At 67.3% G+C, this 26,054-nt stretch carries 17 protein-coding genes; 7 read left to right on the top strand and 10 right to left on the bottom strand.

Translation table 11 applies throughout. The features are described from left to right. Window positions 1-12: 12 nt before the first annotated feature. Both ABD188_RS09250 and ABD188_RS09255 read right to left on the bottom strand, forming a co-directional pair. Window positions 13-2,103, bottom strand: a complete 2,091-nt coding sequence (locus ABD188_RS09250; RefSeq protein ID WP_344060924.1) for an acyltransferase family protein — start codon at window positions 2,101-2,103, stop codon at window positions 13-15. Then, a complete protein-coding gene (locus tag ABD188_RS09255; protein ID WP_344060927.1) occupies window positions 2,100-3,698 on the bottom strand; it encodes a DUF2142 domain-containing protein in 1,599 nt (532 codons plus the stop codon). Before ABD188_RS09255 ends, ABD188_RS09250 begins: the two co-directional genes overlap by 4 nt. 243 nt (window positions 3,699-3,941) lie before the next feature. Between ABD188_RS09255 and ABD188_RS09260 the strand changes: the two genes are divergently transcribed. Genes ABD188_RS09260 through ABD188_RS09275 form a run of 4 tightly spaced genes read left to right on the top strand, consistent with a single transcriptional unit; the run spans window position 3,942 to window position 9,080 of the window. Continuing rightward, entirely contained in the window at window positions 3,942-5,048 is a 1,107-nt protein-coding gene (locus tag ABD188_RS09260; RefSeq protein ID WP_344060930.1) for a glycosyltransferase family 2 protein, read from the top strand. After that, on the top strand, window positions 5,045-7,195 hold the full coding sequence (locus tag ABD188_RS09265; RefSeq protein WP_344060932.1) for an acyltransferase family protein: 2,151 nt from the start codon (window positions 5,045-5,047) through the stop codon (window positions 7,193-7,195). Before ABD188_RS09260 ends, ABD188_RS09265 begins: the two co-directional genes overlap by 4 nt. 56 nt (window positions 7,196-7,251) lie before the next feature. Next, on the top strand, window positions 7,252-7,851 hold the full coding sequence (locus ABD188_RS09270) for a hypothetical protein (RefSeq protein WP_344060934.1): 600 nt from the start codon (window positions 7,252-7,254) through the stop codon (window positions 7,849-7,851). Further along, entirely contained in the window at window positions 7,848-9,080 is a 1,233-nt protein-coding gene (locus ABD188_RS09275) for a hypothetical protein (protein ID WP_344060936.1), read from the top strand. The genes ABD188_RS09270 and ABD188_RS09275 overlap by 4 nt, the downstream gene beginning before the upstream one ends. A gap of 16 nt (window positions 9,081-9,096) precedes the next feature. Here ABD188_RS09275 and ABD188_RS09280 read toward each other — a convergent pair whose 3' ends face one another. After that, the gene (locus ABD188_RS09280; protein ID WP_344060939.1) at window positions 9,097-10,545 is read right to left on the bottom strand and encodes a phytoene desaturase family protein; all 1,449 of its coding nucleotides are present in this window, start codon (window positions 10,543-10,545) and stop codon (window positions 9,097-9,099) included. 298 nt (window positions 10,546-10,843) lie between these two features. Between ABD188_RS09280 and ABD188_RS09285 the strand changes: the two genes are divergently transcribed. The 3 genes from ABD188_RS09285 to ABD188_RS09295 are packed head-to-tail and all read left to right on the top strand — an operon-like array spanning window position 10,844 to window position 14,738. Further along, window positions 10,844-11,908, top strand: coding sequence for a lysylphosphatidylglycerol synthase domain-containing protein (locus tag ABD188_RS09285; protein ID WP_344060942.1), 1,065 nt, complete (start codon window positions 10,844-10,846; stop codon window positions 11,906-11,908). Beyond that, the gene (locus ABD188_RS09290) at window positions 11,905-13,149 is read left to right on the top strand and encodes a polysaccharide pyruvyl transferase family protein (protein WP_344060945.1); all 1,245 of its coding nucleotides are present in this window, start codon (window positions 11,905-11,907) and stop codon (window positions 13,147-13,149) included. The genes ABD188_RS09285 and ABD188_RS09290 overlap by 4 nt, the downstream gene beginning before the upstream one ends. A gap of 29 nt (window positions 13,150-13,178) precedes the next feature. Further along, complete coding sequence (locus tag ABD188_RS09295; protein WP_344060948.1) at window positions 13,179-14,738, top strand: DUF2142 domain-containing protein; 1,560 nt, start codon at window positions 13,179-13,181, stop codon at window positions 14,736-14,738. On the opposite strand, the gene ABD188_RS09300 is transcribed toward ABD188_RS09295, so the two are convergent. The 7 genes from ABD188_RS09300 to ABD188_RS09330 all read right to left on the bottom strand — a co-directional run bounded on the left by ABD188_RS09300 (window position 14,711) and on the right by ABD188_RS09330 (window position 26,016). After that, entirely contained in the window at window positions 14,711-16,081 is a 1,371-nt protein-coding gene (locus tag ABD188_RS09300; protein WP_344060951.1) for a polysaccharide pyruvyl transferase family protein, read from the bottom strand. The two genes, ABD188_RS09295 and ABD188_RS09300, sit on opposite strands and share 28 nt — an antisense overlap. A gap of 83 nt (window positions 16,082-16,164) precedes the next feature. After that, window positions 16,165-19,269 carry a glycosyltransferase gene (locus tag ABD188_RS09305; RefSeq protein WP_344060954.1) on the bottom strand — a complete coding sequence of 1,035 codons (3,105 nt, stop codon included), beginning with the start codon at window positions 19,267-19,269 and terminating at the stop codon, window positions 16,165-16,167. Next, window positions 19,266-20,342 carry a rhamnan synthesis F family protein gene (locus tag ABD188_RS09310; protein ID WP_344060957.1) on the bottom strand — a complete coding sequence of 359 codons (1,077 nt, stop codon included), beginning with the start codon at window positions 20,340-20,342 and terminating at the stop codon, window positions 19,266-19,268. The genes ABD188_RS09305 and ABD188_RS09310 overlap by 4 nt, the downstream gene beginning before the upstream one ends. Further along, the gene (locus tag ABD188_RS09315) at window positions 20,303-21,307 is read right to left on the bottom strand and encodes a glycosyltransferase (RefSeq protein ID WP_344060960.1); all 1,005 of its coding nucleotides are present in this window, start codon (window positions 21,305-21,307) and stop codon (window positions 20,303-20,305) included. Before ABD188_RS09315 ends, ABD188_RS09310 begins: the two co-directional genes overlap by 40 nt. After that, the gene (locus ABD188_RS09320; RefSeq protein ID WP_344060963.1) at window positions 21,304-23,214 is read right to left on the bottom strand and encodes a glycosyltransferase; all 1,911 of its coding nucleotides are present in this window, start codon (window positions 23,212-23,214) and stop codon (window positions 21,304-21,306) included. Before ABD188_RS09320 ends, ABD188_RS09315 begins: the two co-directional genes overlap by 4 nt. Before the next feature lie 55 nt (window positions 23,215-23,269). After that, window positions 23,270-24,619: an O-antigen ligase family protein gene (locus tag ABD188_RS09325; RefSeq protein WP_344060966.1), complete on the bottom strand. Its 1,350-nt coding sequence runs from the start codon at window positions 24,617-24,619 to the stop codon at window positions 23,270-23,272. Next, complete coding sequence (locus ABD188_RS09330) at window positions 24,616-26,016, bottom strand: O-antigen ligase family protein (RefSeq protein WP_344060969.1); 1,401 nt, start codon at window positions 26,014-26,016, stop codon at window positions 24,616-24,618. The genes ABD188_RS09325 and ABD188_RS09330 overlap by 4 nt, the downstream gene beginning before the upstream one ends. Window positions 26,017-26,054: the final 38 nt, after the last annotated feature.

A 26,054-nucleotide genomic window follows, 5' to 3' on the forward strand; every position in this document is an offset into this window, starting at 1 on the left:
CTGACGCGCCTGTCATCCCTTCGCGGCGAGGATCTCGGCGATGCGATCGCCGAGGAACGGCGCGACGGTGTCGGCATACGTGCCGGTGAGATGCCGGCCGTCACGGTAGACGATCACGCTGCCCACCACGGCAGGGCACGTATCCGCGGTGCAGTAGAGATCCGTCAGATCTATGACCGCGGCATTCGGTGTCTGAGCCGCCGCATCGGCGATGCCGTCCGGCAGAAGAGCATCGGCCCGAGGGATGGCGCAGTCCGCAGCATCCGGAACCTCACTCGCCGCCACGCAGCCCGGAGTCGTCTTCGGGAGCATCGGGTTGTCGACGAGCGCGATCACCGGGACGTTGAGGTCGGGCCGCGCCGACCACGCCTCGGTCATTCCCGCGACGATGAGCTCGTAGGGGTCGGTGCCGGCCGGGGCAGCGACTTCTGTCGTCGCGGGCCGGCGCGCCTTGGTGACGACGATGGCATCGACGTCTGCTCGCTCGCCGATGTCCGCCACGACGTTCTCACGCCACTGCGTGCAGATCGCGGTCAGTGCCTCGGTGGGTGCTACGAGCGTCGCGGTCGACCAGTAGCAGCCGGCGCGGCCGGTGATGTCGATGCGCCAGTTGTGCTCGTTCGCGATGCGCTCGTATGCGCCGACCAGCGAGTTGCTGTGCGAATCGCCGACCGCGAGGAGGTGCTTGTCGTAGCCGGATGCAGGTCCGACCGAGCACCAATTGACCGTCGCATCCTCGCCGCGCGACCAGCACTCGCTGCGGTTGCCGTCGTCGTTCGGGAGGTCGGCGGGGTTCGGAACGAGAACGCCGTCGAGATCGGGGTTCGTGCAGTCGAGCGCGAGCGCTTCCGCGCCGAAGCAATCCGGACTGCCATCCGCGATCTCCTGGGCGACCACCGCCTCGCGGGCGGTCTCGCGGGCGTTCACAGTGAGGGCGACCGCCGGAACGGCCAGCGTCACCACCATCGCGAGGATCATCCACAGCGCCACGACGCGCGGGCGCGCCGTGCCGAGCAGGCGAGGCGAGAAGCGGATGCGGTTCTCCCACTGCTCGGTGGAGAGCCAGGCGATGAAGATCGTCGCGACGAGGATCGCCGTCTTCTCGATGGTCGTGAGCGGGTGCCCTGTCACGTACGGGAGAAGCACGATCGGAGGCCAGTGCCAGAGGTACACCGCGTATGAGATCCCACCCACGAACGCGACAGGCCGGAAGGCGCCCACCGCATCGGCGAAGGTGCGGCTGCCTGCCCAGATCACGGCTGCGGTGCCGAGCACCGGAAGCGCCGCGGCATAGCCGGGGAAGGGGGTCGCTGGACCGTAGAAGACGACCGCAGCGACGATCGCCGCGAGCCCGGCCGCCGCGACCACGCTGCGCACGACCACGGACCGCATCGCCGGCAGCGCGACGATCAGGGCGCCCGCGCCGAACTCCCATGCCCGGGTCAGTGTCGAGAAGTAGGCGGAGTTGGCCGACCAATAGGTGAGCCAGACGCTGTAGCCGAATGACGCGACGGTGAGCACGGCGATCGCAGCGAGCGACGTGCGGCGCACCGGCCAGCGTCGCCACCGAGCGATCGCCAGAGTCGCGAGGAGCACCAGCGGCAGGGCGATGTAGAACTGCTCCTCGACCGAGAGCGTCCAGAAGTGCTGGACGGGGGAGGCCAGGTTGTCGGCGGCCATGTAGTCGACGGCGTTGTTGGCGAGCAGCCAGTTCTCCACGTACAGCGTCGAGGCGATGACCTCGGACAGGAACTGATTCCACAGCAGTCTCGGCACGACGACCACGGTCACGATGGCCACGACGGTCAGCACCAGCAGCGAGGCGGGCAGCAGCCGCTTCGCGCGTCGCGCCCAGAAGCGTGCGACGCCGATGTGACCCGTCGACTCCACCTCGCGGAGCAGGTGTGAGGTGATCAGGAACCCGCTGATGACGAAGAAGACGTCGACCCCGACGAATCCGCCGGTGAGGCGCGTCGGCCACAGGTGGAACAGGAGCACCGACAGGACGGCCAGCGCTCGCAGGCCTTGGATGTCGGGCCGAAGATCCTTCGACTCCTGCTTCCTGACCGGCGGCGCTTCGAGGCTCACCGCCGCGGGGCTCACGTCGCGGCCTCGACCAGTGGGACGGAAGCTTCGGGCGTGGTCGCGGGACGAATCGCAATCCAGGTCATGCCCGCGCCCACCAGGAGCAACACCCCGTACACGGCGGGCACGACGAGCGTGACCGCCGGCGGAGTCGATGCCATGTCGAGCAGGGGGCGCACTCCGGAACGCCATGCGGACCAGTTGTCGGAGGCGTAGAAGAAGACGTACGCCACGGCCAGGCCGAAGAACGACATGAAGGTCGAGACGATCACGATCGCCCGGCCGAACGCGACTCGAGCGGCGGCCTCCCGGACGATGTTCGATGCTCCGAGCGCACCCAGCGCGACCAGCGCGACGATCACCGGGTAGAAATAACGCCCATGGAGCCCGCGGAACTCGGACGTGTCGGCGTATGTCGCCCAGCTCACCCGGAACAGGAGCAGGAGGCTGACGGCGATCGGTGACGCCACGATGAGCGCATCGACGATGCGCTCGCGCCGACGGAAGATTCCGACCAGCACGACGAGAAGGCACGTGACAGTGAGCACGTCGACGAGGATCTGGGGGAGCGGTGCGTTCACGCGACCGAACCAACCCCAGAACGACGTGGCTGTGACCCGCCAGACCTCCTCGACGTAGTCGGGCAGACTCGGCCCTTGACCTGCGGGCCACTGTTTGTCGCTGAGGGTATAGCCATAGGGCTGCAGCGTGCCGAACAGAGCGAGATTGCGCAGCCACCACCACTGCCCGAAGACGAAAGCGATCAGCAACGGCCACACCGTCTGCCAGATGCGTGGGCCGAGCTGCGCCGGCCGGCCCCGTCCGAAGAACAGCACGAGCACGACGAGCGGTGCCAGTGAGATCAGCGTGCCCTTCGCGAGTCCGGCGAGGCCGAATGCAGCGGCAAGACCGATCAGGGTGAGCAGTCGCCGATCGCCCGTGAGCACTCGCACGGCCAGCCAGATCACGACGGACCCCATCAGAATCGCAGGAGTGTCGTTGTTGGCGACTCCCAGCATCTGGGCGAGCCCGGGGACTGCGAAGGGCACCATGGCGGCCACCGTCGCCATCCGCTCCGAGCGTGTGAATCGCCTGATGGTGTTCCAGGTGAGCCAGATCAGCGGCGCGGCGAGAATCGCTCCGAGCAGCCGCATCGAAAGGAGTGCGACATCCCAACGTAGATCGTCGCCGCCGAGCGCCGCGATCAGGCCACCGGCGATCATGTAATAGGGCGGCGGATGCTGGGTCATCTGGTCGAGTGTGTCGCTCGCTCCGGGAAACTGCTCGCGCAGTTCGCCGATGGTGCTGCGCTCGTCGTGAGGGATTGCCCGTTCCCCGCCGAGCTGCTGCACGAACTCAGGTCGCAGGGCCTCACCCGGATCCGGCCAGTCGAAACCCTGCGACATCCGCAGGGCGCTGGAGAAGTGCGCACTCTCGTCCGGCGCAAGGAGCTGCGGCGTGAGGATGCTCCACGTCGCGCAGAGAAGAACGAATGCCGCGGTGAGCACCCAGACCGAGATCGGAGTGCGAACGCGTCCTTCGGTGCCGGAATCGTAAAACGTCCTGCGTCGCTGGGTGGTCGAATCAAGGTGACCGCCTGCCACAGAGGGCATGCTGTCTCCCATCGACCTCGGCTCCTCAACATCCATAGTACGCAGTGGCGGCCGATCGCCCTGACGCAGGCCGCTCGCCTGTGGGATGCCGCGCACCGTCGATCTGCGACGCGCAGGCTCCACACAGGGTCGCTCGGACCGCTCCAGTAGAATGGCCGGAGCCGGTTGACCGCCCTCATCACGGCAACACGGCGTCGCGGGCATGAGTGGGTCCCTCCCACCCCCGGAATAACGGAAAGTCTCATGCGCATCTTCATCCAGATCCCCTGCCTCAATGAAGAGGCGACGTTGCCGTCTGTTCTCGCCGGGATTCCGAAGCAGATCGACGGCATCGATGAGATCCACATCCTGGTGATCGATGACGGCTCTTCCGACAAGACCGTCCAGGTGGCGCGCGAACTGGGCGTCGAGCACTTCGTGTTCCACACCCGGAACATGGGGCTGGCTCGCTCGTTCCGGGATGGGGTCGACTACGCGCTGCAGCACGGCGCCGACATCGTGATCAACACCGATGGCGACAATCAGTATCCGCAGGAGCGGATCGCCGACCTCGTACAGCCGATCCTCCGCGGCGAGGCTGACATCGTGATCGGCGATCGGCAGACGAAGACGATCGAGCACTTCTCGCCGTTCAAGAAGGTCATGCAGGGTGTGGGCAGCGGCGTGGTGAACTTCGCCGCGGAGACCGATCTGCCCGACGCAGCAAGTGGCTTCCGCGCCTATTCGCGCGAGTCGCTCATCCGCCTCAACGTCGTGACGCAGTTCAGCTACTGCATGGAGACGATCATCCAGGCGGGCAACAAGCGACTGCGCATCGCGAGCGTGCCGATCAAGACCAATCCGAAGACGCGCGAGTCCCGGTTGTTCAAGAACATCTTCCAGCACATGGGCCGCTCGGGGCAGGCGATCGCGCGCAGCTATGTGATGTTCAAACCGCACGCGGTCTTCCTGACGCTCGCGGTCATCTTCGCGATCGGCGCCGCGATCCCGTTCACCCGGTTCGCGGTCCTCAGCTGGCTGGGCATCGCGGGCGACCACATCCAGTCGCTCATCTTCGGGTCCGCCATGCTCGTCGGCGCGCTCCTTTCGATCGCGCTCCTGGTGATCTCAGACATGCTGCGGACGAACCGCACGCTCATGGAGGATGCGCTCGAGCGGATCAAGCTGATCCAGTACGCCCCTGATCGCATCCTCGACCCCAACCTCGTGAGCGCGGCGGACGCTGCGCGGCATCCGTCTCTGCCGGTCAGCATCGACGCCGTCGCGACCGCTCATGCAGTCACGTCGCCCGTCCCCATCGCCGTCGAGGCGCGATCGCCGTCGCAGACGGTGGCGCGCTCGGCGCAATGACCGTCGCGGCCGTCCGGCGCGGCAACAAGGCTGCACCACCGGCCGAACAGGTCGGGGTCGCTCCCGGCTCCGGGTTCCGGCCCGAGATCCAAGCGCTGCGGGCCATCGCCGTTCTCGGCGTCATCATCTTCCACCTCTGGCCGAACCGGATGACCGGTGGCTACATCGGCGTGGATGTGTTCTTCGTGATCTCGGGGTTCCTGATCACGGGCCACCTCTTCCGCGAGGCGGATGCCACCGGTCGCGTGAGGATCTCGACGTTCTACGCGCGTCGCATCCGTCGTCTCCTCCCCGCCGCGATGCTCGTGCTCGCGGTCACCGCGATCTCCGTCACCGTTCTCGTGCCGGCGCAGCGCATCGCGGGATTCCTCACGGAGGTCGCCGCGAGTGCGCTGTACGTGGAGAACTGGGTGCTCGCGGCGAACGCCGTCGACTACTTCGCCGCAGAGGGCCCTGAGTCACCGGTGCAGCACTACTGGTCGCTGTCGGTGGAGGAGCAGTTCTACCTGCTCTGGCCCCTCATGGTGATCCTGATCACGCTCGTCGCCACCTCGCGCGGCTGGGCTCGGCGCCCTGCCATGTTCGCCGGCATCGGCGCCGTCTTCGTGGCGTGCCTGGCGTATTCGGCCGTCGTGACGACGTCGTCACCGCAGGCGGCCTATTTCAACACGTTCGCGCACGCCTGGGAGTTCGCTGCCGGGGGTCTTCTCGCGCTCGCGGCACCGTGGCTGCACCGGGTGGGGTGGGATCGGTTCACGCGTGTCCGGGCGGCGCTGGCCTGGACCGGCATCATCGTCGTCATCGCCACGATGTTCGCGTTCGACGCCACGACGCCCGTGCCTGGACTCATCGCACTCATTCCCGTCACCGGGACGCTCGCGGTCATCGCAGCCGCGACATCCCCCGTCAGGTGGTCTGCGACTCCTGCGCTTGCCTCGCGCCCGGTTCAGTTCGTCGGAGACACCTCCTACGCGGCGTACCTCTGGCACTGGCCGCTGATCATTCTGCTCCCGTATGCCCTCAGCCGGCCCCTCTCGACCGTCGACAAGGTGGTGATCCTCCTCGCGACCTTCCTCCTCGCGTGGGCGACGCGTGCGTTCATCGAGCGTCCTGTCATCGCCAGTGCTCGATGGCGACCAAGACGGGTGAGCTATGGCTTCGCAGTCGGATCGGTCGTGGTCGTCCTCGCACTGTGCATCGTTCCCAGCCTGGTCATCGAGAAGGAATCGGCTGCGGCGCAGGACACCGTGACGCAGTCGATCCACGAGGCGAAGTCGTGCGTCGGCGCGGAGGCGATGACGCACATCGCCGATTGCGCGGATGCCTTCGAGATTCAGTCCGACCTCGCGGTGAGCGAGACGGACTACGAGACCGTCGCGGCAGATGTCGTGACGCGTGCAGGCGGATCGGCCGGATGTGAGGATGAGGCGTTCGGCTCCCGGGAATGCTCGTTCGCACCGCAGGATTCGAGCGACGTCGACGTGGTGCTTGTCGGCGACTCGCATGCCGAGCATCTGCTTCCGGCGCTGGCGTACCAGTCGACGGTCCGCGATTGGAACGTCCGCAGCATCACGAAGCGCTCCTGTCCTTTCGTGGTCGACGACTGGCGTGCGCAGGGCGACGCCGAGTACAAGCAGAACGACGCGGACTGCATCGACTGGCGCGCCGCGACGGTGGCCGAGCTCCAGGCTGACCCCGACGTCGACGTCATCGTGACGACGGATTACGCGCATCGCGTCGGAATGAACGCCGATGCCGTGGCGCGCGCCGATCTCGCCGGCGCCTTCGCACGTACGTGGGCGGCGCTCGAGGCCGGCGGAAAACAGGTGGTCGTCGTAGGTGATACTCCGGTGGCGAAGAGCAACAAGATGAGCGAGTGCCTCGCGGATGCCGACAGCGCGATCGAGTGCGGATCGTCCCGCGACGCTGCTCTCGTGCCGGATCCGCTTGCCGACTCGGTGGCCGCCGACGGAGCCGGCGATGCGACGCTACTCGACCTCACATCCGGATTCTGCGACGCGGACCGCTGCTACGCGGTGGTCGGCGGCATTGCCGTCTACCAGGACAGCCACCACATCACACCGGCGTTCTCGCTGAGCCTCGCGCCGCGGTTCACGGATGCGATCGAGTCCGCACTCACGCATTGAGCATCCACTAGTGCGGCGGGGCGTTCGCCGAATCGCGACAGAGTAATGTCGCTCGGGTGGAAAGCACAGCTGTCACCCCGGAGCTCGTCATCCGCGCAGGGCTGGAGTGCTTGTTCCTGCTGGCGGTCTTCGCCGGCCTCCTGTTCTTCACCGACTTCCGCAAGCGCCTGTTCGGACTCGGCGCGGCGGCTCTCGTCGTGCTGTATGTGTTCGTAGGGGCATGGTTCGTCGTGCAGATGGTGGACCGGTGGCAGTACGACTATCCCCAGAAGACCTCCTACATCCCGCTGACGCGATTCGCGATGTATCAGGCGCAGCTGCGCGATTCCGTCGAGGAGACCTACGCCTGGCAGGCGACACTGTCCGACGGCACCCAGCGCGAGGTCAACATCGCGAAGGAATTCGACGCGATCGGACTGCCGCCGCTCTCGACGCGGATGCGGGTCCTCCTGAACTGGATGGAGGAACCCGCCGGCTCGGAGAATCACCAGCGGGCGGAAGAGGAACTCACCCTCTATGCGACAGGTCTGCTGCGCGCTCTGGAAGAGGACGGAGTCGACGCGAGCGAACTCGGCTTCTATCGAGTCACCGGCAGCCCGGGTGACGTGACCGCCGACCCGCTCATCACCTGGGACACCGCGGAGCTGAGCCGATGACCCTGCGCGTGCGGCTTCACCAGCGCGTCACAGCCGAGTCGCTGGGGCTCGCCCGCATCCTGATCTTCGGAATCTGGATCTACTACGTGCTGGTCGATCCGATCCAGCGCCTGGCGCTGCTGCCGATCGAGCTGTTCCATCCGTTCGGGGTCTTCCGTGCCCTGCCGGACTGGTTCTGGTCCGCTGTGGTCACTCCTACGGGTCTGCTCGGTCTCACTCTGGTCTGCCTCGTGCTCTTCGTGTGGGCGGGGCTCGGCCTGCGCGGTGCGCGATTCGTGACCGCGCTCGCCGTCATCGCGGCACTGACGTACCTGCAGGTCAAGAAGGGATTCGGCGGCCACTTCGACCACCGCGAGCTGACCCTCCTGTATGTCACCGCTGCCCTGCTGCTCACTCCCGCATGGGATGCGTTCGCGGTCAGTCGTGCGCGCCGTGCGGGCACCCGGCGACCTGACGTCTATCGCTCATCCCTGCTCGTCCTGTGCTTCGTCGTCATCCTGCAGTACCTCTTCATCGGCACCGCGCGACTGTTCATCGGTGGACCAGGCGTCTTTCTGGGCGGAACCCTGCAGAACTGGGTGGAGAACCGGAATCTCAGACCCAACCCTTTCGGATTCGACCTCGGCACGTACTTTCTCGGCTCGTTCTGGGCTGTTCCGCTCGATCTGCTGTTCCTGGGCGGCACGATCCTCGAGATCACTGCGATCGTCCTGCTGTTCCTGCCCCCCGGGTGGATCAAGCTCCTGTTCGTCGTGGGATTCGCGGTCTTCCACACCTCGATCTTCCTGCTCATGAACGTGGCGTTCCCCGAGAATGTCGTCCTCCTGCTGCTGTTCTTCGACCTCGCAGCCCCGCTGCGCCGGATGAGGAGCGGCCATCAGGCCGGCGGATCGGCGGTCTTCGATCCGGCCAACCCTGCGGCGTCGGCATTCGTCGCCCAGGTGCGCGCCGCCACGGTCGGAGTCGCCTACTCCGCCAGGTCGGGCGCGGAAGGCGGACTGGAGTTCAGAGCGGATGCCGCGGGCGAATCGGCGACCTCGCCGAACGTGGTGGACGGTGAGAGGGCCCGCACGGAACTGCTCTTCCGTCGTCGTGGCTGGCTGGGGATCGCGTGGCTGCGGGAGCATGTGTTCCATCGATCCGGGGCAATCAAGCCAGACCGGACGGGACTCGGGAGATGGCTCTTCGGACCGGTCTCGCACGCAGAGATGCCCGCTTCGCAAGAGTGATCTCGCCGGGTCGCGACTATTCGATGCCGAGTTCGGGCATTCCGAGGCCGAACGTGTTTCGAAGCGCGGACCTCGCCGCGTGGAGCCCCACCATCCCGTGCACTCCGGTGCCAGGCGGCGTCGATGAGGAGCACAGATAGACGCCCTTCGCGGGCGTTCGCCAGGGATCGTTCGAGAGCACGGGGCGACGGATGAGCTGGGGCAGCGTGATCGCGCCGGCCGAGATGTCGCCGCCGATGTAGTTGGGGTTGTACTCGGCGAGCTGCGCAGCCGAAACCGCATGCGAGGCGAGGATCGTGTCGCGAAAGCCGGGTGCGAATCGCTCGACCTGCCGGGTGACCATCTCAGTCGGGTCGACCGTCGAACCGGCGGGGACGTGTGCGTATGCCCAGAGGACGTGCCGTCCGTCTGGTGCGCGCGTGGGATCGACGATCGTGGGCTGCGAAGCGAGCACGTAGGGGGACGGCGCGTGGCGACCGGCGGCGACCTCGGCCTCGGCTGCGGCCAGCTCGGCCCGCGTACCGCCGAGATGGAAAGTGGGCGCCGAGCGCATCTCATCGTTCGCCCACGGCACCGGATCGGACAGCGCGAAGTCGACCTTCGCAACAGCGTCTCCGTAGCGGAATCGTTCCATCGCGCGCCGGTATCCCCTGGGGAGGCGCTTGCCGACGAGCTTCACCAGGGCGCGCGGTGTGACATCCAGCAGGTGGGCACGGGCGGAGGGCAGCGCATCGAGATCGTCGACGTCGACGCCGGTGTGGATCTTCCCGCCGTGCTGGCGGATGTCCTCGGCCATCGCATCGACGATCGATTGGCTGCCGCCGACGGGAATCGGCCAACCTCGGGCGTGCGCGTGCGCACCGAGCACAAGACCAACCCCCGCCGCCGCGAGGCTCGGCATCCTGCCGATCGAGTGCGCATTGACGCCCGCGATCATCGCTCGCGCCACGTCTCCGCGGAAGCGGAGCGACCACGCCGGCGTGCCGACCTCGAGCGCGCGCAGTCCGAACCGCAGTGCCGTCGCCGGGTGGCGGGGCACCCGGAGCAGGGTGGAGCCGGTGAACTCCGTGACGGCGTCGATGCGAGCGGCCAGTGGCGAGAACAGGCTGCGCCACCACCGGCCGTCCGAGCCGAGTCCCGCGACGGTGCGATCGATGTCGTGATACGCAATGCCGGCCAGGCCGCCTTCGAGCGGGTGTGCGTACGAGATCTCCGGAGTGCAGAACGGGATGCGCTGTGCGAGCTGGAAGTCCCTGAAGAATGGGGATGCCGCCCCCATGGGGTGCACGGCGGAGCAGATATCGTGCCGGAATCCGGGGAGGGTGATCTCGGCTGTGCGAGCGCCGCCGCCGATCGTCTCCGCGCGCTCGAACACCTCGACGGACAGCCCCGCCCTGGCGAGCACGACGGCCGCGGCGAGGCCGTTGGGCCCCGCGCCGACGACGACCGCGTCGACGGCTGTCATCGTGCCCGTCGCCGTGAGAGGCGGCACGTCGGAGTGATCTGCCGCGACAGGGCTCGGGTGTGGCTGTGCACCATCCCAATGTAGCCGGGGGCGTACACGGCGGTGACGGCCCGGTCGGCGCACCATCAGGGTCGGTGCGATAGGCTGACGCGGGCTCCGCGCCCGATCCTCCTCATCCGCCTCACCCCCATCTCGACCTCCGGAGGGGTCGACACGTGCATGCCTTCAGCAGCCCTGCAGACCGCGCTACGGCCCGGGTCTCCGCTCCGCCCCCCACGACCACGGCGGGCGCACCGCGATGACGGATGAGGACCCCACCCCCGAGGAGCAGCCGCTGCCCGAGGGAGCGCTCCCCGCCGATGGAGCAACGCCTTCCGACGGCGAGCCGGAACTCGACCCGCGGAAGGCCGCCCGCCGCCGCCGCAGGCGATTGCTGCGCTGGGCGGCCACGATCCTGGTCGTCGGAATCGTCGGCTTCTTCTTCGCGGTCTCGCTCGCGAACAACTGGGCGCAGGTTGTCGAGGAGGACATCAGCTTCAATCCGCTGTGGATTCTCACAACTGTTCTGTTCATCGTCGCGGTCCCCGTCACGGGCCTGCTGTGGGGGCGCATCGTCACCGTCCTCCAGTCGGACGTGCACGTCGCAGCGCGCGAATCGATCGCAGTGCAGTGCGCGTCGTGGATCCTCAAGTACGTGCCTGGACAGGTCGGCTCGGTCGTCAACAAGACGGTCTGGGCAGGCAAGAAGGGGATCAGCCGCACCCTCGTCGTCATCAGCTTCATCTACGAGAACGTCTTCCTCCAGCTCGCCTCCCTGGTCCCGGGTTCGATCATCCTGCTCATCAGCCTCGGCCCCGAGATCTTCGGCCAGAACATCACGCTGCTCCTCCTGCCCGTGCTGGCGATCGTGCCGTTCGCGCTCATCTCCTGGAAGCCGTTCTTCCATCGGATCGTCGATGCTCCCGCCCGGCGCGTGCTCAAGCGTCCGATCCCTGCTGAGTACTTCCTGAGCACGCCGCAGACTCTGCGATCATCGGGGGAGTTCGTCCTTCCCCGGGCGATAAACGCCGTCGGATTCGTCATCCTCGCCGCCACGATCGTGCCCATCTCTCCCGCGGAGTGGCTGCCTTTCGCGGCGGCGTACATGCTCGCCGGCGCGATCGGCATCCTGGCCTTCTTCGTTCCGAGCGGACTCGGAGTCCGCGAGGCCGTGATCGTCTTGATCCTCAGCCAGTACATCGAGGTGCCGCAGGCGATCATCATCAGTCTTCTCGCCCGACTGCTGGCGACGATCGCCGACGGCGGCGTCGCGTTGATCTACGTCGGCCTGCGCCGAACCATTTCTAAGGAGATCCGCCCGTGACCGCCTACCACGTCACGATCATCGGCTCAGCGCTTTCAGGCAACAAGGGCGCCGCCGCAATGCTCGAAAGCGCCGTGCAGACGCTCGACGAGCGGCTCGGTGCCGGCAACGTGCGGTATTCCCTGCTCAGCATGTATCCGGCCGAAGACCGTGCCCAGAACCCCTATCCGCACGTCGAGGTCATTCCGGCTTCGCCCCGGCAGCTCGGCGTGACCATCAATCTGCTTGCGCTGCTGTACCGGCTGCTGCCGCCGCTGCGGAGTCTCCTGCGGCGCCGGTCCCGCGCGGTGGGCGCGCTCGCCACATCGCAGGTGCTCCTCGACCAGGGTGGGATCACGTTCACCGACGGGCGTGAGAAGTTCCTGCTGTACAACGTGGCATCCATCCTTCCCGCGTTCTTCACGGGCACGCCGGTCTTCAAATGCGCGCAGGCGATCGGCCCGTTCCACAATCCCGTGAACCGTCGCGCCGCGCTCATGTTCCTCCCGCGGGTCGACACGATCGTCACTCGCGGACGGATCACCCATGACTTCGCGACGGGGCTTGGTTTGACGAACATCGTCGCGGGCGCCGACTACGCGTTCTCGCTGCAGCTCGACGGCACGGAGATCACAGCCCTGGCATCGATGTACGATCTGTCCTTCTTCGACGGCGGCGCCGTCGTGGGGGTGTGCCCGAGCGTCGTCCTGCAGAAGAAGGTCGATGCACGGGGCGGCGACTACGTCGGTCAGATGGTCGCCTTCATCGACGCGTTGACCGCCGACGGCCGGAAAGTGCTCCTTCTGCCCCACAGCGTGCGGACGGGTACCGACAAGGTTCACAACAACGATCTGCCGCTCTGCCGTGAGATCCATGCTCGACTCTCGCGTGCGAAGGACGTGCTCTTCGTCGATCGTGAGCTGTCGTCGCAGCAGCTTCGCGCTCTGATCGGACTCTGCGGCACGTTCGTGGCCAGCCGATTCCATGCGATGGTCTCTTCGCTGTCGATGGCGGTGCCCACGCTCGTGATCGGGTGGAGCCACAAGTACCGCGAAGTGCTCGAGATGTTCGGAAGCGAGGAGTGGGCGTTCGGGCATGACAAGCTGACCCCGGCATTCCTTCTCGAGCGGTTCGGCGACCTCGAGCTGCGCCAGGCAGAGGTGAAGTCCCAGCTGCTCGAGCGGCTGCCGGATGTGCGTCGCACCTCCGTCGCTCAGGCCGATCTCATCGCCGAGCTCGTGCTGCGCAGAGCCGCCGCGTGACGAGTTCCGCCAGGGTGTTTCGCCCGGCCATGCCTTCCGAGGGGGCATATCGCCTCGCTGTGATCGCGCTGACTCTCGTCATGCTGTCCGGCTCCGTGCTGTGGGCGCTCGTGCGCCCGCCATTCTCAGGGCCGGACGAGCTCATCCACTACAACTCGGTTGTCCGCGTCGTAGCAGGTGGTGGGTGGCCACTCCCGTACACGGCGCGGGTGACCGACTCGACGGTCACCGCGGCGGCCGAGTCGGGCAACGCATACGGCGGTCAAGGCATGGCCGTGCTCCCTGCGCCGGATGATCGGTCGCTCCTCCTTGAAGGAGACACTTGGCAGAACCACGGTCGTGACCAGATGCTCCAGCATCCGCCCGGCTACTACTACCTCCTGGCGGGGGTCGTCGTGGCGCTCGGCGGTCCGGAGCTCCGCTGGGATCACGCTCAGCTCGCGATTCGGATGGCGTCAGGCGTGCTGCTCGCGGCCTCCGTGCCGTTTCTGGTCGGCACGGCCCGACGTGTAACCCGCTCACGCCGGGCGGGTCTTGCAGGGGGCGCCTCGGCGCTCTTCGTCGCCTACTTCGCCAACATGGGCGGCTTGATCAACAACGACACGCTGCTCATCACGGCGTGCAGCGCCAGCATCTACTTCGTGGTCCGCGCCCGCACATCCGTTAGGGCTCGCGCGGTCCTGCTTGCAGCGTCTGGGATCGCACTCGGCGTCGCATTGCTGACGAAAGGGCTCGCACTCCTGCTGATTCCGGTCATCGTGCTTCTCGCGGTGGTCGCCGTTGCACGGCTGGAAGTGCCGCTGTTCCGCAAAGCGCTTCTGATTCTGCTGCCGGCCGCCATCGCATTCGTCATCGGCGGGTGGTGGTGGGTCCGCAACCTGATCCTCCTCGGCAAGGTCCAACCCAACCTCCTCGGCAATCGAGCCCATCGAGACATCGCGGATCCGGCCTACAGTCTGACCGAGTTCCTGCAGAGCACCGTCCTGCGACTCAACCGAACTTTCTGGAGCCTCGGGCTTCCCGACCTGTACGCCGACATTGCGGGCGTGATCCTTCTCGCCGCGATCGTCGTCGCGATCATCGTGAGTCGGGAACGAGCCACGATTGCGATTCTGTGGCTGTTCCCTGGACTGGTGGTCGTGACGATCATGCTGAACGCACACAGCATCTTCTGGGACACCGGTGATCCTGCGCGGGGGATTCAGGGAAGATATCTCTTCTGCGGGATCGCGGCCCTCTGCGTGACGGTCGGCTGCCTGGCCCAATGGGTTGCGCGACCTCTCGGGCCGCGAGCGAGACGATTCGGTTCGGCGACCTTCTGTGTCGCGGCTGCGGCGGCGACATTCGCCGCGATCGCCTATGTCTTCGTGGCCGAGTGGGGCGCCGGGAGTTCTGGCGTCGAGACGTCGGCCACCGCGCACGGAATCTCCACGCTGTGGTATTCGGTCGTCCCGATCTTGGGGCTGCTCGCGCTCGCCGGGCTCGTGACGGTCCTGCTGGTGAGTCCGCTTGCACTCGACGGCGACAGGGAGCCCCTGCCCGTCGAGGCGGGCACAGCGGCTCAGTCCTTGCGCCGCACCGAGGAGTAGGCGCGGCTGAGCTTTCCCACGATCGACGAGGGTGGCTCCGCGGGCGCCTCTTCGTGAACGGCGTCCAGCTCCTTGCGCAGCGCATCGCGATCAGCCGAGGCCTTGACGTACTCGGTCTTCGTGTGCGCGTACGCCGTCTCGAGCTGCGCACTCCATGAGTGCAGATCGGCCGCCTCGGCGGCCCGGATCGCGAGGAGTTCGCGCATGCGGTCATCGCGGCTGCGCGCCTGCCCGGCGAGGACGGCGTCGAGGCCATCGCGGATGCTGCGCTCAGCGCGCTCCGCGAGGTCGTCCACGTCGCCGTGCGTGGCGGACCCGAGCGCATGCGTCACGGCCGCGTCGAGGGTCTGGGGGGTGACCCCCGACGGCATGTCGGCGTCCCACGTCTCGGCGTAGGCATCCACCTTTCCCTTGGCGAGACTGGCCCGCGGGACGCGGTAGACCTGCGCGACGATGCGTCCGTGGAGGGATCCGCCGATCCACACCGCCGAATCGGCGATCTCGTCGACCCGAGGCCAGGTCGAGCGTGCCGTGGATATCTCGATGTCTCTTCCGTGGTCGAGCTCGAGCAGTGCGTCGCGCAACCGGTCGGCGGCAGCCTGGGAGTCGTGCCCAGGGGCGGTGCCGGCAAGGAAGAAGCGCAGCGGCATGCCGCGAAGCGAGGACGCTGCGTGGATGGCGCGGACCCACGCATCGGGGGTGTGCTCGCGCAGATGGTGATCGGAGAGGTGGATCAGCGCCCAGCCGCCGGACGCGGCAGGGCGCGGATGATTGAGCGCCAGGGTGTGGATGAGGTCTGGCGCGAGCCGGTGCGGAACGCCGATGCGTGTCAGGTAGGCGTCGGAACGCGGGTCTCGAACCGAGATGTACGTGGCTTCGCGCAGCACCGCTTCGAGGACGTAGCGACGGGCACGCGACAGGTGCGGGATGCTGCCGATGCCGACCGAGTTGAGGATGAGGTCCGCCCCGAGGGTTCCGGAGTGAGCGCTGGGCCGTGGAACGTACGGCGCGTCGAACACGGCCCCGCCGAGCTCGCGGCGGAGAGTCGTGGTGCGATCGTCGGCACTCATCGCCGCGAGCGCTGTGGCGGCATCCTGACCGAATCGGGTCCGATACACGTAGTCGATGTCGGTCGCACCCACCTCGCCGCCCACCGTCCAGATGGCGTCGACGTGCTCAGCGTCGAGAAGGGGACCGGCGGCGGGCACATCGACGCCCAGTTCGGCGGTCATGTCGCCGGCGAACGGCGCCGCGAAAGTCGTGTCGGTGGCTGAGGCGAGGTAACCCCGGGTGACCTCGACGTAGAGGAGGTCGCCGAAGTTGTCTCTTTCATACGCGCCCATCGCGATGACGCGCGGCTTCGGGTTGCTGTCGACGATGACTCCTGGGCGAGAAGTTGGGCTGGGGGCAGTCTATTCGCCTGCGCTCATCGGGCGCGGACAGCGAGCGCGCGCGCGAGCAGCACCCGAGCGCGTGCGAGGAAGGAGTGCTCTTCTCGGATGCGGGCGCCCAGTCTGGCGAGCTCCTCATCGTCGGGGAAGAGCGAGTCCACGCCGCTGCGGATCATGGGAACCAGATCGCCGCTGCTCGGGAAGACGGCGACACTTCCGCCGAAGATCTCCTCGATGCCCTCGACCGGATCGCTGAGGGCCCGACCGCCCGACGCCACGACATCGAAGAGGCGGTTGGAGATGAACCCCTCGCGCTTCATGTCGTTCCAATGATCGTTGAGCACGACGGATGCGCTCTCGTAGAGGCGACCGACCTCGCGGTTGTCGATGTGCGGTGCTGTCACCGACTCTTCGGGGATGAAGGGTCCCCAGTCGGCGCCGTAGACCTTGAGGTCGATGCCGTTGCGGATGGGCTCGACCACCGCCGGCCTAGGCACCCAGCGGCTGTTGCCGACGAAGACCAGATCGTCCGTGCGCGGGTCGCCGTGGGGAGAGAACAGACTCGGATCCGTGCACTGCAGCAGCGGCTCCACGTCGAGCCCCCACTGCTGCGAGATGCGCTTGGCCCAGGGGATCGACGCAGCGAACACCGCGTCGTACGGCTCGGCTTCGGCGCGCTTGACCATGTCGGGATGGCTGATCACCCAGAGCATGCTCGTCGCCGTGCCACGGGGCTCGTACTTGTCGAGCCCCCGTATCACCAGCTCGACGTCATCCAGGTACGAGGTCGAGCGATGGTGCGCCTCACGGTGGTCGATCACCGCCTCCTGGCCGAGCTCCGACAGTGCCCGTGCGAGAGCGCGCGCGAAGTGGAGGTCACCCCATGCCTCGCCCCTCGGGCCGGCAGGCGCCGCGATCTTGATCGCCCAGCGAAGTCTCGGGAGGGTTTCTCCGTCGACCTCGACGGGGGCGTGGCGCCGCGCCAGGACGGCATGGGGCCGGGGCTGCGGCTCGCGATCACCGCCTTCTCCGCGGGCCTCGGCGGCCTCCCAGTGCACGACGTCGAAGCCGCGCGGACCGTAGACGGTCTGGACGGTCGGGACGACCACACCGGACGAGAGAGCACGGATGGCGCGGCTGTTGCCCTTCGGATCGGTTCTCGAAAACGGTGTGGCCGGTACGGGATGCCACAGCTGCGCCGACGCCACCACACGGATCGCGGCCGAGCTGTTCGCGCGGATCAGCTTGAGGCTGAGGGACTCCAGCTCGAAGTCGTTGAACAGCAGCGGGTCGAGCCCGCCGACGGCGCGCACTGCCGAGGTGTCGGCCGCGAAGCTTCGACCCGAGGCGAGGGGCACGTCGGCGTCCTCGGTGCCCCAGTCCTCCACAGGGTGGTCAGCGAGGAGCAGGGCGGGGATCGAACCGGTCCGCGCCAGCGCGGCGCCGGTTCCCTGCAGAGTGCCGTCAGGGCCGATGTTCACCGGCAGCGCTACCGGCACGTCCGATCCGACCTCGGCCGCGAGAAGGCGAACGGTCTCGGCCGACGCCCGAGCGGTGGGGTCGATGAACACCACCTTCGTCCGCGTCGCGGCTGCCAGGCAGCTGTCCACGACGTAGGCGAAGGGCTCGTCGCCGTCGAAAGATCGACGGGCCATCGACGGCCGCCCGATCGCCGCGACGTCGGCGAGGGACTGACGGCCGGCGTCGCATCCGATCGTCACGATCGTCATACCGACCGATTCATCCTCGATCAGGTCGATGAGGTCGTCGATCTTGTCGGCGAGCTGAAGCTCATCGCCGTGGACCATCACGAACACGTCGGTGCCCTCGAGCAGTGCTGTCGGCTCGGCCATCGCCTGCAGAACGCCGTCGTGTCGCAGGCGTACCAGCGTGTTCCACCCCAACGGCTCCGTCGTCGAGATGCGGTCGTCCGCGTCCTCGGAATCGTCGTAGACCGCTCCGATCGTGTCGATGTGATGGATGCGGTGCCCCTCCGCGATGCGGAGGATCAGGTCGTAGTCGACGGCCCTCGCCAGCGTCGGGTCGAAGCCGCCTACGCGGTCGATGACGCCGCGCGTGACGATGAGCGTGTTGAGGTCGATGGAGTTGCCCAGGCGGAGGGAGTCATGATCGACGTCCTGGTCGCGGTAGCGCACCGTGCCGGCGTTGTGCAGTTCGATCGTCGCGAACGCCGCTTCCGCGCCGACGTGACGCATGCCGTTCATCATGTCGCTGAGGAAGGTCGGCTCCCACGCGTTGTCGCTGTCGAGGAACGCGATCAGGCTGCCGCGGGCGGCGTCGATCCCGGCGTTGCGTGCGCGGCAGACGCCACCGTGGGGCCGCTCGAGCACGCGGACGCGATCGTCACGCGCTGCGATCGTCCTGGCGACGAGCACCGTGTCGTCCCACGAACCGTCGTCGACGATGAGGAGCTCCCACTCGACCCAATCCTGGGCCAGCACCGACTCGATTGCACGGCGCAGGGCCATCGGCCGGTTCCAGACCGGCATGATGATCGATACGAGTGGTCGCGGCTCCCGCGCCGGCCATGCGACACCACGTTCGATGAGGTCGTTCGTGTGAGAGCGCGGCAGGCGGCGCTGCTTCTCCCGGCGGGCCGCTGCGGCTTCGGCGTATGCGTCCGAGAGCGTCCGGTAGACCTCGCGCCACGGCAGCTCGCGCGGCCCACCGCCGAGCGTCCGCAGCTGCGAGTCCGAGCTTGCCTGGAGGCGTTCCCACAGGTGACCCACCGGTCCGCCGCGATGGTCCAGCGACTCGGGGTGCTCCTCGCGATACTTCGCGACATCCCAGACCCGGCTCACGTGGGCGTGCCACGCGCGCGAGTTCACATAGTCGAACAGGACGGGCCGGTTCGTCCGCATCAGGGCGCCGGCGATCGTGCGCGGATCGAGCAGAGCGTTGATCGTGTAATCCTCGCGGTACCCGATCGTCGTGTAGTGCGCAGCCGCCTCCTCCACCGTGACTCTCGGCACGCCGAGCTGGCGCGCGTACAGGGCGGGGTCGATCAGTCCGGAGTCGATGAGACGTCGCGCGCGGCGACGCGGATCACCGGTCTCGAGCACCCGGCTCAGGGGCGGGAACCTTCGCGCGAGTCGTGTGAGTTCGCGGATCTGACTCATGACGTCTCTTTCGCGCGCTGTGCCGTGGATATCGGATGCCGGTTGCCGTAGCCCACGAGGGCTCTAGTGGGCAGCATCAGCTTGGTGTCGCCGTAGTTCTCGAAGCGGCGCCTTCCGTAATACGGCTTCGTCTCCTCCAGGAACTGGCGCACCCCCGAGAAGGCGGCGGGGAAAGCGCGCTCCAGCTCGTTCAGAAAGTGCCCGGCGTCGAGGAAGTACGGGTCGTAGCGGAGAGTGTCGAACTTGACGACCGGCAGCCGGGCACGGTCGAAGACCGCGTCGGCGAACGCCGCCGACCAGTTGAGGTTGTCTGCCATCGCAGGATCCATGAACTTGCGGGCGCGGAAGAACGAGTCCTCGAAGTTGTCGAAACGAGTGGGGAATGTGCGCTGGCGATGCCGGAGCCAATGGACGCCCCGGACGGTGGCGAGCCGGCGTTCCAGCGTCGTGGGGGTGAAGTACGAGCCGAGCCGGAAGCCCGATTGCAGCAGGGCTCTGCTGACGCCGATCTCCTGATCGACGATCGCCTGGTCCCGACTGTGGGCGGGTCGCAGCTCCGCCCAGAAGCGCTCGAAGGTCTGGGAGTGGAGCGCGGCCGCGGTGAAGTACAGGAAGTAGCTCTGGATGTGCTCGCCATGCCGGTGGGACTTCGTCATGCCCCACACCTCGACGGGCTGCTTGTGCATCTCGCGGATCATCTGGTCGAGCGGGCGCAGGTAGCCGACGTACGAGTCGTTGGTCAGCAGGACTTCATCGAAGTCTGCACCGAACCCGTGCGCCTCGAGCACATCCCGCCATGAGCCGAAGTCGTGACCCACATTAGGGCGGCGGACCAGGGTCGCCCGCGCTTCGATGGCCGCGATCGCCTCGTCATCGAGTGCTGCGGTCGACGCGACCACGACATCCGAGAACGAGCCGCCGATCTGATCCAGCAGACGCAGGAAGTGCGGTGCCGCCTTGCCGCGGGGGTCGTAGTGGGCGATGATCGCGAGACGCCGCGGAACCACCGGCGAGGCGGCTGCCTCGGCGCCGCTCACCGCTGCGGCTCCTGAAGGGCCGGCATCGGCCGCCACGACGCGTCCTTGGCGATCTTGTGACCGTCGCGCACACCGCGCCAGAGGTTGCTGGTCCCGCGCACCGTGCGCTCCACGAACAGCAGTCGCACGAGCTCCTTGCCGAACGTCAGCAGCGACCCGAGTGAGAACGCGAGAGGACGGTAGGAACCGTGCTCGGCGAAGTAGTGCTTCATGAAGCCGCGGTTTCGCATGATGTAGTAGCGATACGCGTTGCTGGAGGCGTTGAGATGGCGGACGCCCATGTCCCACTGCTTGATCTCGCGGGTGCGGCGCAGCACGAACTCGTTCACGATCACGGACGTGGTCTTGCGTGAGGCGAGCCAGCCGTACACCGAGTCGTCCCAGTAGATGAAGAAGCGGGGATCAGGGAGGCCGATCTCGCGCACGATGTCGCGGTGGATGAACATGCCCTCGAAGCATCCCGAGTTCATGATGCGGTAGCCCGATTCGTCGAAGCCCGCCGGTGCGAAAGGAATCGGGATGCCGAGAGGGATCGAGAGGCGGTACTGCCAGTAGAACTCGCTTCCGTCGTAGTCGTACCTGCGGCCCTGGATGCTCTTGAAGCGCGGCGCCCACGCCCCCATCCGTGCCAGGCCGTCCGGCGTGACCTCGACGTCGTCGTCCATCAGCCACATCCAGATGGATCCGAGCTCGTAGGCGACGCGCATCCCCTCGCTGAACCCTCCCGACCCGCCGGTGTTCTCATCGAGTCGCCGGTAGACGAGTTCGCTGCCGAGCGATTCGCGGAACGTCTCGACGACCGCGGTGGTGTCATCCACCGAAGCGTTGTCGATCACCACGACGTGGCCGGGTTTGGGATCCATCTCACGGATGCTGGTGAGCAGCCGTGACAGGAGGCCGGAGCGGTTGTAGGTGACGATCGTGATGGTCGCCGAGGCGGGGTCGAACGTCGCTCCGCCGGTGAGCGACTCTGCCGCGGGATCGGGATGAATGGTGCTCACGACGACTCCTCGAACGTCCGCTGCCATTGTGACAGTGAAGTCAGCTCCGGCGCCGCGGAGCGATAGCGTGCCGCGAGCTTCGGCCACTCGCGGCGCAGTCGCCGGTGCAGTCGAACGCTCTCCACCAGCATCCGGCGGAACTGCGCGCGATCGCGCGTGTAGACGTTCTTGCCGGAGCCGTCTGCGGCGCTCACCAGGGCGCTGTCGTAGACCGGTACCCGCCACCAGTGCGCATCGCTCTTGCCGAACTCGACCTCGGGCTGCGCGACGTTCTCGGGGCGGGGGGTGTGGAACCAGTGCGAGACGAGGGTCGTCACGGTGAACCACCGCAGGCGCATGCCCGACGGATTGTCGAGCTCGTGGACGGAGAGACGCTTGAACACCGCGCGGCCTCGCCGCGATCGCAGCGGCACGCCGGAGTCCTTCTGAACGACGGTCTCGGGGAACTTTGCCGCCAGGGATCTGGCCCACGGCATGGCTGTTGCGAGGTTCTCGCGCATGTGGGCGGGGCCCGAGAGGATGTCGTGCAGGGCGCGATGCCGGAGCGCGACGGGGTAGTACTGCATCATCATGAGGTGCTTGAGGTCGACGCGGCGGCTGTGCCGCATCAGCGTGCCCCCGCCCGGGGCGTTGGAGTGGAGCAGTCCGGCCACGATCCGATTGCGGGCGTGGAAATACGCCTGCCAGTCGATGGTGTCGTCCTTGCCGACCCACGACACGTGCCAGAGAGCCACCCCGGGGACGGAGACCGTGGGGAAGCCGGCCTCACCAGCGCGGAGGCAGAATTCGGCATCATCCCACTTGATGAACGCGGGCAGCGCCAGGCCCACCTCCCTGATCACCGCGAGAGGGATGAGGCACATCCACCATCCGTTGTAGTCCGCGTCCAGTCGCATGTGCAGCATGGGGCTCTGGCGGAGGTTCGCGACGCTGAAGTCGTGCGGGAGCTTCTCCTGGTACAGGGCGCGCCACATGAACGGCTCCTCATCGACGACCTCCGCCCAGGCGTGCAGCTTCGGACGGTCGAGAAGGTCGAACATGTGGGCGCCCACGATGGTGGGAACGCTGGCGTACTGCCCGAAGACGATCGAGCGCCGCACCGATTCGGGCTCGATGCGCACATCGTCGTCGAGGAGCTGCACGAACTCGCTGTCGGGACGCGCGAGCGTCTCGGTCATCGCCCGTGCGAACCCACCGGAGCCGCCGAGGTTGGGCTGCGTGATGACGTGCAGGGTGTCGCCGAGAGAGGCCGCCACCTCGGGGAACTCGGGTTCCGCGTCGACGCGCCGGTCGCCCTGGTCGATGAGGAAGATGCGGTCGACCAGTTCGAGCACATCCGTCGCCTCCGCGAGGCTCGCCAGGGTCTCGATGCAGTAGTCGGGCTTGTTGTAGGTGGTGATCCCGATGGAGGCCTTGCCCGGCCGGCCGGGCTCGTGCTCAGTCGTCCACTCCGCACCCTCGAACACGGCGTTCTTCTCATCGGCGACGATGTCGAACCAGATGAAGCCGCCGTCGCTGTACTGATCGAGCGTCAGCGCGAAGCTCGATGAGACGGCGCCATCCACTTCGCGGGTCTCGATGCGCTGCCGCACACCCGATCCGTTCGAGCGGTACAGCAGGATCGTGGCGGGGCCGACGGTGCGTACGGTGAGCGTGACCTGCCTGACAGGTGTCCAGTGCTGCCAGTATGCGGCGGGGAACGCGTTGAAATACGTACCGAACGAGACTCGGCGACCCGCGAGGATCCGCGCCGACGTTCGGCCGAGGATGTTGCCGATGTGCGCCCGGCTCGACACCCGCACCGCCTCATCGTCGATGACCGACCAGATCTCGGGATCGACATACAGCGGCAGAAGGTCGGGATCGCGATCAGTGGGGAAGACGGCGTTCTGAAGGATGTGGGTCACGTGGAGAACTCCCGTTTTGCAGGCAGGCGCCGAGGCGTCGGGCCGAGAGGAAAGCTTACCCTGCGCGTCCTGGGAGACCCTGATCGCGCGGCAGTTCGGTGATTCCGTCGCCGGGGCCGCCGTCGTCCCGTCCGATCCGCTCCCGCCATGAGCGGGATTGACCCGCGCGCACCGCGAGGATCACGAGGAGCAGCCACCCCAGACCGGTGAGGGTGAAGCTCTCGAACATCGAGTCGACGAGGAGGGCGACCAGCATGAGCGGGGTCCACGCGTAGATGACCGATCGTCGCTCCGAGGCATCCAGCCATGACCGCACCAGGGCGACGCCGGCGAACGCGAGGAACAGGATGAGGCCGAGCCAGCCGAGTTGGAGGAGCACGTCGTAGTAGGCGTTCAGGCCGGTCGCGTGAGACGAGCCGAGCACGAAATTGATCCCGTTGAAGGGATACTTCTCCTGGTTCCAGGGGCCGAACCATCCCCATCCCTGCACGGGACGGACTCGGACGAACTCGAGCATCTTCAGCCATAGGTTGACGCGCATCGAGAAGTCCGTGCCCGCGCCCAACCACGCGATGATCGCATACCGCTGTGCATAGCCGACCACCGCGGCGACCACGACGAGGGCCCCCAGCCCCCACTGCAGGGGCGCCCTGTTCTCGGGGCGTGCGTGACGCACGAGAGCGAGTGCAGCCACCGCGGCGCCGACCCCGAAGGCGAGCACGAGGACGGTCGGCGAGTCGCTGAGCGTCGCCATCCCTCCCGCGAGCAGCACCGATGCGAAGGCGGTGCCAGGACGGACCGACTGGGTGCGGTACTCGATGAGGAAGGTGATGAGCGCGAGGACGGCGACGAACCCGAGCAGATTGCGCGTGCCGAAGATGCCCTGGATCGGCCCGAGCTGGGCGAGGTTGCCCTGTACGCCGAGAAACCGGATCGGGGTGTCCAGCAGGACGCCCGACAGCACCTCGACACCCAGCGAGATGCCGAGCAGCACGCGGAGGACGTCGCCGAGTGCCCTCGCCGTCTGCAGCGTGTCGCGGACGTGTCCGATGACGACGGCGAGGAAGGCCAGCGCCGCGGCCGAGATCCATCCCCAGAACGAACTGGGCACGTCGAAGCTCCAGAAGATGCTGACGAGCGCCCAGCCGAGGAAGATCAGCAGCGTCGACGGCACGAGGCGGACGAAGGTGATCTCCTGGCGTCTGGAGATGAGCACGCCGACGCCCAGCAGGCACAGCGATGCGAGGATCGTGACGTAGGTGATGCGTCCCGCGATCCGCTCGATCGCGAACGACGAGAACACCGCCCCGAGGACGACGAGGGTGTAAGCGCGCGCGAACGACGCCGAAGCGAGCAGCGTACTCAGCCAGCTCGGCTGAGACGCACGCCGCGGGACGGATGTCACGGCACCTGCTTGGTCAGCTCGCCGCGCTCGATGGCGACGCTCTGCTCGGCCGGACCCACGCCGACGTGCGGGGACTGTTTGATCTTGTATCCGAAGAGCACCAGCAGCAGCCAGCCCCAGCCGAGGAGCGGCGAGGACTCCGCAAGCCCCTGCACGAGCAGGATGGCGATCGTGAGAGTCGGCAGGAGGCTGAGCGGCGAGTAGGGACGGTCCTCACGCAGGTCCCAGCGAGGGCGATCCACCGCGAAGAACCACGATCGCCAGGTCGCGGCCAGATAGGTGAGACCCATGATCACGAGTCCGATGATGCCGAGCTGCAGGAAGACGTCCACCCACATGTTGTGCGCCTGCATGACGGTCTGGTCGTGGTCGATGATCCAGCCGTCGAACGCCGGATCCCAGGGCACCCAGGGCGTCGCGTACCCCCAGCCGACAACAGGGCGCTGGGCCGCGCGCTCGAGCACCGCCGCCCAGATGCTCTCGCGGCCGGTGAGGTCGGAGCTGCGGCCGAGCGCTGTGAAGATCTCGCCGCGCAGCAGCCAGAGGGTCACCGCACCGCCGAGGGCGATCACGGCGTAGCCGACGTAGTACTTGGTGCGTTCGCCGGGCCGGCGCGCGCGCCGCATGAGGAGCACCGTGACCAGCACGATGGCCACGCCCACCGCGGCGACGTACGCGGTCGCGGACGAGGCGCGGAAGAAGAGGAACGCCGAGAGGGCGATCCAGCCGGCGAGCAGTGTGCGCCGCGGTGCTCCGGCGGCGTAGCGGATCGCGAAGACGACGGTGGCGAGCAATGCCACCGGGCCGAGCAGATTCGCGCTGCCCATGATGCCCTGGATGCGCTCGCCCCAGTCGAAGAGATTGTTCCGCGACCAGTACTCGATCGGGTCGTCCGCCTTCTCCACGACGAATCCCGGCAGGATCGGGGCGCCGACGAAGACCGACACCCACAGTTCGAACACGAGCGACAAGCCCAGGGCCCACTTCAGGGCGGATGCGAGGGCGCGGACCACCTCGCGCCACGTCAGGACGCTGCCGATGAAGAGCGCCTGGATGGTCGTGATGTACAGCAGCAGCAGGGTCAGGGCCGTGGACGACACCCACGCCGACCACAGCAGCGACAGCGTCGCCCAAAGGACGTATGCGACCACGAACCACGGCAGTCGGCGCCATTGCACGGGTGGCCGGATGACGATCCACAGCACGATCGAGAGCACGCCCCCGCCGATGGTGATGACCGTGGTGGCCGGGGTGCCGAAAGCGTTGACCCAGGCTGTTCCCGACAGGGCCATGAAGAGCACGAAGATGCACCACGCGCGCATCATGAGGTGACCCGTCGTCTCACGGACCGGGGCGGCCGGCGGTGCCGATGCCGGGTGCTTGGAGTAGGCGGCCATCGCTCACAGGGTACTCGGTGGCGCTGCGACTCTAGGCT

Origin of the sequence: Microbacterium pumilum, assembly GCF_039530225.1 — a bacterium.
In the GTDB taxonomy this organism is placed as follows: Bacteria; Actinomycetota; Actinomycetes; order Actinomycetales; family Microbacteriaceae; genus Microbacterium; species Microbacterium pumilum.

Bases quoted from the DNA above. Each gene is read 5' to 3' on its own strand.
- ABD188_RS09275 (WP_344060936.1), top strand. From the start codon at position 7,848: ATGACCCTGCGCGTGCGGCTTCACCAGCGCGTCACAGCCGAGTCGCTG.
- ABD188_RS09330 (WP_344060969.1), bottom strand. From the start codon at position 26,016: ATGGCCGCCTACTCCAAGCACCCGGCATCGGCACCGCCGGCCGCCCCG.
- ABD188_RS09295 (WP_344060948.1), top strand. From the start codon at position 13,179: ATGCCTTCCGAGGGGGCATATCGCCTCGCTGTGATCGCGCTGACTCTC.
- ABD188_RS09305 (WP_344060954.1), bottom strand. From the start codon at position 19,269: ATGAGTCAGATCCGCGAACTCACACGACTCGCGCGAAGGTTCCCGCCC.
- ABD188_RS09280 (WP_344060939.1), bottom strand. From the start codon at position 10,545: ATGACAGCCGTCGACGCGGTCGTCGTCGGCGCGGGGCCCAACGGCCTC.
- ABD188_RS09285 (WP_344060942.1), top strand. From the start codon at position 10,844: ATGACGGATGAGGACCCCACCCCCGAGGAGCAGCCGCTGCCCGAGGGA.
- ABD188_RS09265 (WP_344060932.1), top strand. From the start codon at position 5,045: ATGACCGTCGCGGCCGTCCGGCGCGGCAACAAGGCTGCACCACCGGCC.
- ABD188_RS09255 (WP_344060927.1), bottom strand. From the start codon at position 3,698: ATGCCCTCTGTGGCAGGCGGTCACCTTGATTCGACCACCCAGCGACGC.
- ABD188_RS09300 (WP_344060951.1), bottom strand. From the start codon at position 16,081: ATGGGCGCGTATGAAAGAGACAACTTCGGCGACCTCCTCTACGTCGAG.
- ABD188_RS09260 (WP_344060930.1), top strand. From the start codon at position 3,942: ATGCGCATCTTCATCCAGATCCCCTGCCTCAATGAAGAGGCGACGTTG.